We start from the raw sequence: 11,994 nt of genomic DNA on the forward strand, positions 1-11,994 counted from the left end.
AAAGGCGCGACGATGCGCATCTTCGACCCGCACATCCACATGACCTCCCGCACTACCGACGACTACCAGGCGATGTTCGACGCCGGCGTCCGCGCGGTCGTCGAACCCTCCTTCTGGCTCGGCCAGCCGCGCACGAACGTCGGCTCGTTCACGGACTACTTCGACGCCCTGATCGGCTGGGAGCGCTTCCGCGCCGCGCAGTTCGGCATCCGCCACCACTGCACCATCGGGCTCAACCCGAAGGAGGCGAACGACCCGCGCTGCCGGGCCGTCCTGCCCGAGCTCGACCGCTACCTCGCCAAGGACGGCGTCGTCGCGGTCGGCGAGACCGGCTACGACTCGCTCACCCCCGAGGAGAACCAGGTCTTCCGCCAGCAGCTCGAGCTCGCCGGCGAGCACGGCCTCCCCGCGATGGTGCACACCCCGCACCGCGACAAGGAGTCGGGCACCCGCCGGACCCTCGAGGTCGTCGCCGACTCGGGGCTCGAGCCCGGGCGGGTCCTCGTCGACCACCTCAACGAGGTCACCGTCGACGCGGTCCGCGACTCCGGCTGCTGGATGGGATTCTCCATCTACCCCGACACGAAGATGGACGAGACGCGCCTGGTGACGCTGGTCGAGCGGATCGGGCTGGACCGCGTGCTGGTCAACTCCGCCGCCGACTGGGGCCGCTCCGACCCGCTCACGACCGCGAAGACCGGCCGCCTCCTCCTCGTCGCCGGCTTCAGCGCGGGCGACGTGGACCGGCTGCTCTGGCAGAACCCGGTCGAGTTCTACGGGCAGAGCGGACGCCTGGACCTCTCGCCCGTCGCGGGCTTCGACGTGCAGGAGTCGGCCGGCCGCACCTTCGAGGGCAACTCCGTGCTCCGGGGCGCGCCGCGCGTGGCGGAGGTCGTGTGATGCACCTCTCCTACTGCACCAACGTCCATCCCGCCGAGGACCTGGCCGGAGTCGTCCGCCAGCTCGACGTGTACGCCGGACCCGCGCGCGTGGCCGCAGGGCTCGCCCTGGTCGGAGTCGGCCTGTGGATCCCGCGCGACCTCGCGGCCCGCCTGGTCGCCAGCGCCGAGGACCGCGCCGTCCTCCGCGCGGCCCTGCAGCGCAACGGCCTGGAGGTGCGCACGCTCAACGCCTTCCCGTACGCCGCGTTCCACGCCGAGGTCGTGAAGCTCGACGTCTACCGCCCCGACTGGACCACGCCGGAGCGCCTGCAGTACACGATCGACTGCGCGCGGATCCTGGCCGACCTGCTGCCCGCCGGCGCCGACGGCAGCATCTCGACTCTGCCGCTGGGCTGGCGCGAGGGCTGGGGACGGGAGCAGGACGAGGCCGCCTGCCGGAACCTCGCCCGGCTCGTCGAGGAGCTGCGCGACCTGCGCCGCTCCACCGGCCACGCGATCCGCCTGGCGGTCGAGCCCGAGCCCGGCTGCATCCTCGACACCGTGGACGACGTCGTCGACTGGCTGCACCCGCGCATCGGAGTGGTCGACCCGGCGTACGTAGGCGTGTGCCTGGACACCTGCCACCTCGCCGTCTCCTTCGCCGACCCGGTCTCGGCCGTCCGCCGCATCCGCGACGCGGGTCTGCGCGTGGTCAAGGTGCAGGCCTCGGCCGCGCTCCACCTGGAGGACCCCTCGGGCCGCGCCGCGCTCACGCCGTTCGTCGAGAAGCGCTACCTGCACCAGACCCGCGAGAACGGGATCGACGGGGTGCTCCGCGTCGACGACCTGCCCGAGGCGCTGGACACGCTCCCCGGCACCGGCCCGTGGCGCGTGCACTTCCACGTGCCGCTGCATCACCGGCCGGAGGCGCCGCTCTCGGCGACCACGGCCGTCCTGGCGGAGGCGGTCTCGGCGGTGGACGCCGCCTGGCCGTACGACGAGATCCACCTCGACGTCGAGACCTACACCTGGTCGGTGCTCGCCGACGCCCCGAGCGACCTCTCGACGGGCATCGGCGCCGAGCTCGCCTGGGCGGCCGCGCACCTGCTCACGCCCGCCTCCCGCGAGGCGCTGCTGGCGCCCCTCCTCCCGCAGGCGGCGGCGCTGTGAGGCCCGTGCTGCTGCTCGACGTGGTCGGGCTGACCTCGACGGCGCTCGCCGACATGCCCCGCCTCTCGCGGCTGGCCCGCGGGGGCGGGCGCCTGCCGCTGGACACGGTCCTGCCCGCGGTCACCTGCAGCGTGCAGTCGACCATGCTCACCGGCTCGATGCCCGCGCAGCACGGGATCGTCGGCAACGGCTGGTACTTCCGCGACCTCGGCGAGGTGCACCTGTGGCGCCAGCACAACCGCCTGGTCACGGGGGAGAAGGTCTGGGAGACCGCGCGCCGGCTGAGCGGGGAGCCGTACCGCGCGGCCAACATCGGCTGGTGGTACGCGATGGGGGCGACGACCGACGTCACCGTCACTCCGCGCCCGATCTACCACGCCGACGGCCGCAAGTCGCCGGACGCGTACGTGCGCCCGCCGGCGCTGCACGACGAGCTGGTCTCGCGCTTCGGCGCCTTCCCGCTGTTCCAGTACTGGGGGCCGACCGCGTCGCTCCGCTCGACCCAGTGGATGGTCGACGCGACCCGGCATGTGCTGGCCGGAGACGGCTCCGGCCCGCCCGAGCTGACCACGGCGTACCTGCCGCACCTCGACTACGACCTCCAGCGCTTCGGACCGGACTCGCCCGAGGCGCGCCGGGCCGCGTCGGAACTCGACGTGGTGCTCGCTCCGCTGCTCGACGACGCGGAGGCGCTGGGCGCGTCGGTGATCGTGGTCGCCGAGTACGGGATCGCCGACGCCGACACCCCGGTCGACGTGAACCGGGCGCTCCGCCGCGAGGGCCTGCTCGAGGTCTACGTGCAGGACGGCCGCGAGCAGCTGGACCCGTGGACGTCGCGCGCGTTCGCCGTCGCCGACCACCAGGTCGCCCACGTCTACGTGCAGGACGCGGCGGACCTGCCGCGGGTGCGCTCGATCCTCGAGGGGCTCGACGGCGTCGACGAGGTGCTCGACCGGGAGGCGCAGGCCCGCTACGGCCTCGACCACGAGCGCTCGGGGGAGTTCGTCGTGGTCGCCCGGCCGGGAGCGTGGTTCACCTACTACTACTGGCTCGACGACGACCGCGCGCCCGACTTCGCCCGCGGCGTCGACATCCACCGCAAGCCCGGCTACGACCCGGCCGAGCTCTTCTTCGATCCGGCCGACCCGCTGGTGAAGGCGAAGGCGGCGGGCAACCTGGCCAAGAAGGCCCTGGGGCTGCGCTACGCGATGAACCTGGTGCCCCTGGACGCGTCGCTCGTGCGCGGCACGCACGGGAGGCTGCCGTCCTCGTCGGCGGACACTCCGCTCGTGCTGGCCTCGGACGCGGACCTGCTGCCGGCCGGAGCCGCGTCGCTCCCGGCCACCGCGGTGCGCGACCTGGTGCTCGCGGCGCACGGCCCGGCCCTCGCGAAGGAGGCGTCGGCGCTCGCGCGCTGAGGGAGGGGACACCCGGCGGCCTGCGCTCGTGTGCGGGCCGCCGGGTGTCGGCGGATCAGCCGGGGTCGCCGCGGACCTTGTGAGCTCGGGCGAACTCGCCGCGGGCCGCCGCGGGCTCAGGTCCTCGCCGCGGGCTCGTCCGGGCGGCCGGCGGTTCAGCGCGGCACGAGCCCGGTGAGCCGCGCCGTCAGCCGCTCGACGGGGCCCGCACCGAGGAGCCGCCACCACAGCACGGCGGCCGCGCACAGCCCGAGCACGAGGGCGAGAGCGGCGAGCGGAGTGTCGGCGGAGTAGCCGAGGCCCGCCCGCGCGAGCGCCGCGACGAGAGCCACCTGCAGCACGTAGACCGAGAGCGCGAGCGTGCCGATCGCCCGGAGCGGCACCAGCAGCCGTCGGACCGCGGTGGAGCGCGACGTGGTCAGCAGCACCACCGCCACGTAGGCCAGGAGCACGAGCCCGAGGTCGTGCAGGGTGTCCGGGAGGCTGCCGGAGGGCGACTCCACGCCGAGCAGGAGCGCGACCAGCGGCCGCACCGGATACGCGACGACCGCGACCGCCGCGAGCACCGCGAGCAGGCGGTCGCGCTGCGCGCCGTGCCGCAGCAGCAGGGCTCCGAGGAGGAAGAAGGGGAGCAGGTTGGTCGCGCGGTAGCTCGGCCCGGTGAAGAGCCAGAGGGCGAGCGGAGAGCCGGATGCGGCGGCGACCGCGGCGTTCGCGGGCCCGGCGGCGAGCGCGAGCACAGCGGCCAGCGCGGCGATCGTCCGGGAGCGGAGGAGGAGCAGCGGCGTGCCGAGCACGAGCACGACGCCGAGGTACTGCAGCACGATCGCGATCCAGCTGCCCCAGGTCTCGAGCCAGACGCCGAGCGCCACGAGCACCGCGCCGCGGATCGCGTTCCGCAGCAGCACCCGCCCGGGCGAGGCACCGGGCCGCGCGAGCACCAGGGCCGCCGACATCCCCATCACCAGCGCGAACAGCGGCGACGCGAGATCGTTGACGTTCCACGCCAGGAACCCGACGACCCCCGTGCGGGCGCTCGGCACGAGCGGCATCGCGTGCGCGACGAGCATGGCCGCCACCGCCACTCCGCGCAGCACGTCGGGGGCGACCAGTCGGTCGTGCCGGAGTCGCGGAGCCGTCGCAGTCATCCCGCGAGAGTAGGCGCGGCCCCGCCGCCGCGCCCCGCGCGAGCGCACCTCGCGCCACCGGCCTCCCGCCGGGCCGTCCGCCGCGGCGCCGCCCACTCCGCCGACGTGCGCTGCTGTCCGCTCCGCTCCGCCGGTCCGGGCCTCCGGCCGCTCGCTCCCAGCCGTCGCTGACCGGGCGCGGCGCCGCCCGCTCCGCCGACGTGCGCTGCTGTCCGCTCCGCTCCGTCGGTCCGGGCCTCCGGCGGCCCGCTCCCAGCCGTCGCCGACCGGGCGCGGCGCCGCCCGCTCCGCCGACGTGCGCTGCTGTCCGCTCCGCTCCGTCGGTCCGGGCCTCCGGCGGCCCGCTCCGATCCGTCGCTGACGGCCCGTTCCGTCCTCCCGCACGGGCCGTTCGTGACGGATCGACGCCCGGCGCCTTCCGGCAGGCCCGCGCTCGCTCCGCATGCGGCGCCCAGTCGCGCCCGGCCCGCGCCGATCCGTCGCGAACGGCCCGTCCTGCGCTCCTCCGCGGGCCGTGAGCGACGGATCAGCGCCCACCCGCGCCGCCGCCTCGCGCGGATCCCCGCCGCGATGCCCCGGCCTCGCCCCGGCCTGCTCCGATGCGTCACGAACGGCTCCTTCCGTCCTCCCGAAGCGACCGATCGTGACCTTTCGGCGCCCGCTCATCAGTACGCGCGCCCGCGCCGCCACCTCGCGCTCGGCGCCGCCGCGACGTCCCGGCCGTGCCCCCGGCCTGCTCCGATGCGTCGAGAACGGTCCCCTCCGCCCGTCGGAAGCGACCGTTCGTGACCCCTCGGCGCCCGTTCGTCCGTACGCGCGCCCGCGCCGCCGCCTCGCGCTCGGCGCCGCCGCGACGTCCCGGGCTCGCCTCGGCCTGCTCCGATGCGTCACGAACGGCTCCTTCCGTCCTCCCGAAGCGACCGTTCGTGACCCCTCGACGCCCGCCCGCCCGCGAGCGGCCTGCACTCGGCCCGCACCGAGCGCGACCGGGCATGCTGGACGGATGACCGACGCCGCCCCGTCCCCCGACCGCCCGCGCCGTGCCCGCAGCCAGCACGTGCTCACCGTGCTGCGGACCGAGCGCCTCACCGGCCACCTCGTCCGCGTGCACCTCGGCGGCGACGGGCTCGACGCGTTCCTCGCCGAGTCCGACCCCGAGCGCCTCGCCGCGACCGACCGCTACGTGAAGCTCCTGCTCCCGCCGCGCGGCTCCGACCTCCAGCCGCCCTTCGACCTCGACGCGCTCCGATCGAGCGTCGCCCCCGAGCAGCTGCCCGTGCGCCGCACCTACACCGTCCGCTCGGTCGACCTCGAGCGGCGCTCGATCGCCGTCGACTTCGTCGTGCACGGGGACGAGGGAGTGGCGGGACCGTGGGCGCTCGCCGCGGCTCCCGGCGACCGGATCGCCCTCTCCGCGCCCGGCGGCGCCTGGTCGCCGAGCGCCGACCCCGAGGCCGTGCACCTGCTGCTCGGCGACGACTCCGCTCTGCCGGCGATCGCCTCCGCCCTCGAGGGGATGTCCGCGCACGCGCGCGGCCTGGTCCTGATCGAGGTCGACTCGGCCGCCGACGAGCTCGATCTTCCCGCTCCGGCCGGAGTGGAGGTGCGCTGGCTGCACCGCGGCGGTCTCGAGGCCGGCCGGGCGCTGGTCGCGGCCGTCCGGGCCGAGCCGAGGCCCGAGGGCGTGCTCGAGGTCTTCGCGCACGGAGAGCGCACCGCGATGAAGCAGCTGCGCGCCCTCCTGCAGGACGGGTGGGGCGTGGAGCGCCGGGCGCTCTCGCTCTCGGCCTACTGGGCTCTCGGCCGCGCCGAGGACCGCTTCCAGGCCGAGAAGCGCGAGCCGGTCGGCGCGATCTTCGCCGACTGACGCGGGAGCGCACTCCGTCCGCACACCTCCGGGAAGGGACCAGCCTCGGACCCACCTCTACTCCGGTCCCCACGACCGGACCGTCCGATGGCGGTCCGGCCCTGCGAGCCTCGCGCCCGCCGCCCCCGCCGTTCTGCGGGCTGCTCGACCGACACGATGAGGAGAGCCCCTGTGGGAGTGCTGATCTTCGGCGCCTGGCGGCGCCGGATCGAGTTCGAGGACCGGACGCTCGCGCACGTGCGGATCGCGGTGCGCGCGCGGATGGAGCAGGGACAGCCGTTCCGCTTGACCTGGAGGACGCTGCAGGAGTCGGAGTCGCGCTCGCACGCGATCCTCGTGCAGCCGAACGCGGTGCTGGAGTACCGCTTCGATCATCCGCGGCTGCACGCCGTGAACCGCCTCTGGCTGCGCGAGCTCCTCACCCCCGCGTCCGGGCGCGACATGGTCGTCGCCGCCGAGCCCGAGCAGGCGCCGCTCCTCGGTGACGACCGTCCGTCCCCGGTTCCCGAGGGAGGGCTCGCGGCCTAGTCGGAGCGGATCCTCCGGCACCTCCGACCGCTCGCCCCCTCACCCGCACCTCCCGGGACGCGTTAGAGCGTCTGCGGCCGCGGACGGTCCGTGCCCACCCCGCGGACGCTCCTGCTGGAGGCCGCGAGGAGCGAGGCGACGAGGACGACCGCGGCGCAGCCGAGCAGGGTGCGGTCGAGCCCGACGAGGTCGGCGAGCGGGCCCACGAGCGCCTCCCCGAGCGGCACGGCGAGGAAGGAGCCGACCATGTCGTAGGAGTAGACCCGGGCGAGCGCCTCGCGGGGGACATGGGTCTGCAGCGACTGGTCCCAGGCGATGGCGAAGATCTCGAGCGCGACCCCGCCGAGGGCGAAGGCGAGGAGGAGGGCGGGGAGCGCCGGGACGGCTCCGAGGGCGGCGACCGGGACGGCCGTCACCGCCATGAGGGCGACGCCCGCCCCCAGCGCACGGCGGGGCCGCCAGCGCAGCGCGATCACGGCCCCGATCACCAGGCCGACGGTCTGCGCGGCGATCACGAGTCCCCATGCCGCTCGGCCGAAGGACCGGTCGGCGACGACCGGGCCGAGGACCGTGGTCGCGCCGACGAACGCGGCGTTGACGGCGGTGAACTGCGCCACGACGATCCACACCCAGCGCCGGCTCGTGAACTCCCGCCACCCCTCGCGGAGGTCGGCGAGGACGGAGGCGCCCGGGCCCGAGCGGACCGTCCGCGGCAGCCGCACACGGGAGTAGAGGACCGCGGCCAGGGCGAAGCCCGCGGCGTCGACCGCCAGCCCCCACCCGGGACCCACCAGTGCGACGAGCGCGGCCCCGGCCGAGGCGCCGACGATGCTCCCGGCGTTCAGGCCCAGGCGGAGCAGGGCGTTGGCCGGGCGGAGCTCGCCGACCGGCACCGTCTCGGGGACGAGGGCGGCCGCGGCGGGCAGGCTCATCGCCGCGACGGCGCCGTTGAGCACGCTGAGCACGACCAGGGCCGCGACGGTCGCCGTCCCCGTGATCACCGTCACGGCGACCGCGGCCTGAGTGGCTGCTGCCGCGAGCGAGGTGCCGACGAGGATCACGGAGCGGGGGAGCCGGTCGGCGAGGACGCCGCCGAGCAGCAGGACGGCGACGTTGGCGAGGGAGCGCGCGGCGACGACGAGTCCGAGGTCCGTCGGCGAGCCCGTCAGGTCCAGCACGGCGAAGGCCAGGGCGATCGGAGCGACGGCGTTGCCGAGGACGCCGGTCGTGCGGGCGGCGAGGAGCCAGCGGAAGGGGCCGTGCGCAAGAGGACCGTGCGCCAGCGGCCCGCGCCCGTCGCGGGTCACGGCCGGCGGAGCGGGAACATCGCGGTCGTCATCGACACCGGCGCGGTACCGGGCGTCCTCGGCGGCCGGGCCGCCGCGTGCAGCAGGGCGGACGCCTCCCCGACGTGCCGCACCACCCGCCGCCAGACCTCGGGGTCGACCCAGAGCTCCGCGTCCGTCGAGAGCTGAGGACCGTCCGCCCGGCTCGACGAGCGCCGCCGGAGCTCCTCGATCAGGGCCTCGAGGTGCAGGTCCCGCTCCTCCTCCGGCCCGGCGTCCACTGACGCGGTCACGTCGAAGGGCCTTCCGGAGGCCTCGTGCCGGTACCGCTTCGCCTCGCCGCCCCGCAGGCGCACGGTCTCGACGACGGCCACGAGCCCGGCGCGCTCCAGCACGCGGAAGTGGTAGCTCGCCGTCGCCTGTGACAGCTGCAGCTCGCGGGCGGCCTCCGCGGCGCTCATCGCCGCTCCCGTCACCAGGGACAGCAGGCGGAGGCGGATCGGATGCGCGGTGGCGCGCAGCTCGTCGAGAGAGGACATGCGGCCATGGTGACCGGCGGCTCCCGCACCGTCAAACAGGCCTTTGGGGGTGGGGCGGCGCTCACCGGGCCGCTCCGGTGCACATCGGGCGGCGCTCGCCGGGCCGCTCTGACGAGCGATCCGGAGGGCCCACCGCTCTCCCCAGCGATCAGGGAGCGGGGCCCGGAGTCGTCCTCCGGGCCCCGTCGCTCACACCTGGGCGGTGCCGCTGTCCTCGACCGGGCCGGACGCGTCCGACTCCTCGGTGATCTCGGTGTCGGTCTCGTCGGCGCGGTCGCGGAGCGCGTCGGCCATCGCGCCGGCGCCCTCGGCTCCGTGGTCGTGCTCGACCTGGTCGATCAGGCCGCCGAGCTTCTCGTCGTTGCTGGCGTCCTCGGCTCCGTCCATCACGGGGCTGTTCTGCTCGTTGTCGCTCATGGCGCTCCTCCTGGGTCGACCGGCCTCTGCGCCGGTGGTCCGACGCTACGCGCGCGGCCCGTGCGGTGCAGGTGATCGACGGGAATCGGCCAGTCCGGTATCGAGCGCTCGATGGGCGTTCCCGGTCATCCCCGAATCGAGCGGATATCGCTCTCCGCCCTCCGGAGAAGTGAGCGGATATCGCCTGTCGAATGAGCCCCTATCGCTTTCCGGCGAGGTGAACAGTTCTCTCAGAGAAGTGCCCCTCGGAGACCCTCCCTGCTATGATCGGGCGACTTCTGCACCAGGGACCGGGGGGTCGTTCTCGGCGGACGATCGATCATCCACACGCCTGTTATCTCGATCATCACCAGTGAAGGCGCGTATGGCTTCGTATCTCTTCGTCTGCTCCGGCGGCGGGCATCTCAAGGAGATGTTCGCCCTCTCGGGGCTCCTCGGAGTCGACCCGGAGGAGCAGCACTGGGCGACCGTCGACAGCGCCCTCAGCCGCACGCTCCTCGCCGACCGGCGCGTGACCCACCTCGCCGATCCGCCGCCCCGCGCCGTTATGCCGGTGCTCCGCAATGCGATGATCGGCCGCTCCCTGCTGGCCCGCGGCTCCTTCGACGCCGTCTTCAGCACCGGCGCCAGCCCCGCCCTCTCCTTCCTGCCGCTCGCGGCCTCGCGCGGCATCCCCGCGCACTACATCGAGAGCGCCGCCCGCGTGCTCGGCCCGTCGATGACCGGTCGGATCCTCGCCCGGGTCCCCGCCGTCTCGACCTACACCCAGTACCGCTCCTGGGCCGACGACCGCTGGAGCTTCGGCGGCTCGATCTTCGACACCTACCGCGTCGAGGACGTCGTCCCGCAGCCGATCCGCCGCGCCGTGGTCTCGGTCGGCACGCAGGACGGCTACCCGTTCCCCCGCTTCTTCGCCGCGCTCGCGCCGCTGCTCGAGGGCGTGGAGGTGCTCTGGCAGACCGGAGCGAACGACGTCTCCGGGCTCGGGATCGACGGCCGCCACTCCGTGCCGCACGACGAGCTCAACGCTGCGATGAAGGCGGCCGACGTCGTCATCGCGCACGGGGGAGTGGGCACCGCGCTCAGCGCCATCGAGCAGGGCCGGGTGCCGATCCTGGTCCCGCGCCGCGCCTCGTTCGGCGAGCACGTCGACGACCACCAGGTGCAGATCGCCACGCGACTGGCCGACTCCGGCCTCGCGGTCACCGTCGACATCGAGGGCCTCTCCCGCGAGACGCTCGAACTCGCCGCGGCGAGGCGGGTCGTCTCCGCCGATTCCGCCGTGCCCTTCGTGGTGCACGAGACGGCCGAGAAGTCCTCGGGCCTCTCCCGCCGACTCTTCCCCTCCTCCCGCTGATCCCCGCCCGAGCGACCAGACGTGATGAGAACGACATCCACGCGTCATCCGCGGCCCGTACACTCTCGATTGGGTTGGGGGGCCGGACGTCACTTCATGTGCGTCGAATTCGGAATGGTCGGCCGACTCGACACTGATGGCGAAAGCTCCGAAGGATTCTCGATATGACTGACACCCCGCGCGGCCTCTCGCGCCGCCTCCTGCTCGCCGCCTCCGCTGTCGGAGCCGCCGCGACCGCCTCCGCTCTCGTAGCGACCCCGGCGCTCGCCGCGCCGAACTACAGCGTGATCCCGAGGCTCCCGGGCGAGGTCTCGCGCCTCGACACCGCGATCTCGAGGAACGGCAGGAAGCCGTACGAGATCATCGACGTGAAGATCGGCAACGACTCCACCCGTCTCTTCGTCCCGCACTCGGCGAAGCCGAATTCAGGCTCCTCGGTGCCGGTCGCCTGGTTCTACCACGCCAGCGGCAGCAGCTACAAAGCCCTCGACAACGCGTACAGCTACTCGGCGGATCCGCTCGTCGACCTGGGCTTCGTCAGCATCAGCCCCGACTTCGGCGGCCCGAGCAACTACACCAACCCCACCGCGCTCGCCGTGCAGACGGCGGCCACGGCCTGGGTGCAGAGCCTCTGGAACGTCCGCGCGAGCTTCCTCCGTTCGAACTCCGGCGGCGGAGCGATGATGTGCTGGGCCTACGCGAAGAAGATGGTGCCGAACATCTACGGGGCGTACCACGCCAGCAGCGTCTTCGACGTCGAGGACCTCGCGGCGCGCGACGACACCCAGCCGAACCGCGTCCTCGCGGTGTACGGCGGAGACCGGGCGCTGATGCGCGCGACCAACCCCGCCCGGCTGCCGCAGGACGCGTGGAAGGGCATCCGCCTGCGCGTCAGCGCCGGCACGGCCGACCAGCTCGCTCCCGCCGAGCTCCACGGCGGACGTCTCCGCCGCTTGGCGCTGCCCGTCGCCAAGGAGGCGACGATCGCGTACCACAGCAGCGACGGCTACCAGGGCGGCCACATCGTCCCGACCACCACCAACAAGGACTCGGTCGAGACCTTCCGCCGCTGGCTCCAGGAGGGCCCCGCCTGATCCGCGGCAGGACCGACGCGACCCCTCCTCCCCGGGGGTCGGCGCCAGGGTCGAGCAGTGGAGGAGGAGGGCACGGCATCGCAGGCGTCCCAGCCGCCGAGAGGCGGCTCGCGAGGGCATCGCGATCCTCATCGAGGCCGACGGGACCACTCCCGTGGCGGGCCGTGGTGATCCTCGCGTTCATCGCCCTCATGCTCTGGTCGGCCGTGGCGACGGTGCGCGGGGACCCGCAGCAGAACGTAGGCGCCGACGATGCCGCCGACTCCGGCGGCGACCACCAGGAGGCCGG

At 74.3% G+C, this 11,994-nt stretch carries 11 protein-coding genes; 7 read left to right on the forward strand and 4 right to left on the reverse strand.

The window, feature by feature from the left end:
* Window positions 1-12 precede the first annotated feature (12 nt).
* The 3 genes from C5C10_RS13295 to C5C10_RS13305 are packed head-to-tail and all read left to right on the forward strand — an operon-like array spanning window position 13 to window position 3,469.
* Entirely contained in the window at window positions 13-900 is an 888-nt protein-coding gene (locus tag C5C10_RS13295) for a TatD family hydrolase (protein ID WP_104329463.1), read from the forward strand.
* Window positions 900-2,051: a metabolite traffic protein EboE gene (gene eboE / locus C5C10_RS13300; protein ID WP_104329472.1), complete on the forward strand. Its 1,152-nt coding sequence runs from the start codon at window positions 900-902 to the stop codon at window positions 2,049-2,051. The genes C5C10_RS13295 and eboE overlap by 1 nt, the downstream gene beginning before the upstream one ends.
* Window positions 2,048-3,469 carry an alkaline phosphatase family protein gene (locus tag C5C10_RS13305; protein ID WP_104233534.1) on the forward strand — a complete coding sequence of 474 codons (1,422 nt, stop codon included), beginning with the start codon at window positions 2,048-2,050 and terminating at the stop codon, window positions 3,467-3,469. The genes eboE and C5C10_RS13305 overlap by 4 nt, the downstream gene beginning before the upstream one ends.
* 155 nt (window positions 3,470-3,624) lie before the next feature.
* Here the strand turns inward: C5C10_RS13305 and C5C10_RS17900 are convergent, their stop codons facing one another.
* On the reverse strand, window positions 3,625-4,617 hold the full coding sequence (locus C5C10_RS17900; protein WP_181073464.1) for a DUF418 domain-containing protein: 993 nt from the start codon (window positions 4,615-4,617) through the stop codon (window positions 3,625-3,627).
* Window positions 4,618-5,620: 1,003 nt separating this feature from the next.
* On the opposite strand from C5C10_RS17900, the gene C5C10_RS13315 reads away from it, so the two are divergent.
* Both C5C10_RS13315 and C5C10_RS13320 read left to right on the forward strand, forming a co-directional pair.
* Window positions 5,621-6,484: a siderophore-interacting protein gene (locus C5C10_RS13315; RefSeq protein ID WP_104329465.1), complete on the forward strand. Its 864-nt coding sequence runs from the start codon at window positions 5,621-5,623 to the stop codon at window positions 6,482-6,484.
* 171 nt (window positions 6,485-6,655) lie between these two features.
* Entirely contained in the window at window positions 6,656-7,012 is a 357-nt protein-coding gene (locus tag C5C10_RS13320) for a hypothetical protein (protein WP_104329466.1), read from the forward strand.
* Window positions 7,013-7,074: 62 nt separating this feature from the next.
* Here the strand turns inward: C5C10_RS13320 and C5C10_RS13325 are convergent, their stop codons facing one another.
* From C5C10_RS13325 to C5C10_RS13335, 3 genes are all read right to left on the reverse strand, one after another.
* On the reverse strand, window positions 7,075-8,319 hold the full coding sequence (locus C5C10_RS13325) for an MFS transporter (protein ID WP_258060583.1): 1,245 nt from the start codon (window positions 8,317-8,319) through the stop codon (window positions 7,075-7,077).
* Entirely contained in the window at window positions 8,316-8,837 is a 522-nt protein-coding gene (locus tag C5C10_RS13330; protein ID WP_104222473.1) for a helix-turn-helix domain-containing protein, read from the reverse strand. Before C5C10_RS13330 ends, C5C10_RS13325 begins: the two co-directional genes overlap by 4 nt.
* Before the next feature lie 189 nt (window positions 8,838-9,026).
* Window positions 9,027-9,254 (reverse strand): hypothetical protein, encoded by a 228-nt coding sequence (locus C5C10_RS13335; protein WP_104222474.1) that lies wholly within the window; start codon window positions 9,252-9,254, stop codon window positions 9,027-9,029.
* A 364-nt stretch (window positions 9,255-9,618) separates the two neighbouring features.
* Between C5C10_RS13335 and C5C10_RS13340 the strand changes: the two genes are divergently transcribed.
* Together C5C10_RS13340 and C5C10_RS13345 are read left to right on the forward strand one after the other, a co-directional pair.
* Window positions 9,619-10,611, forward strand: a complete 993-nt coding sequence (locus C5C10_RS13340; RefSeq protein ID WP_181073465.1) for a glycosyltransferase — start codon at window positions 9,619-9,621, stop codon at window positions 10,609-10,611.
* A 164-nt stretch (window positions 10,612-10,775) separates the two neighbouring features.
* Window positions 10,776-11,705, forward strand: coding sequence for a S9 family peptidase (locus C5C10_RS13345; protein ID WP_104329468.1), 930 nt, complete (start codon window positions 10,776-10,778; stop codon window positions 11,703-11,705).
* Window positions 11,706-11,994 lie beyond the last annotated feature (289 nt).

Source organism: Rathayibacter sp. AY1A3 (genome assembly GCF_002930975.1).
Taxonomy (GTDB): domain Bacteria; phylum Actinomycetota; class Actinomycetes; order Actinomycetales; family Microbacteriaceae; genus Rathayibacter.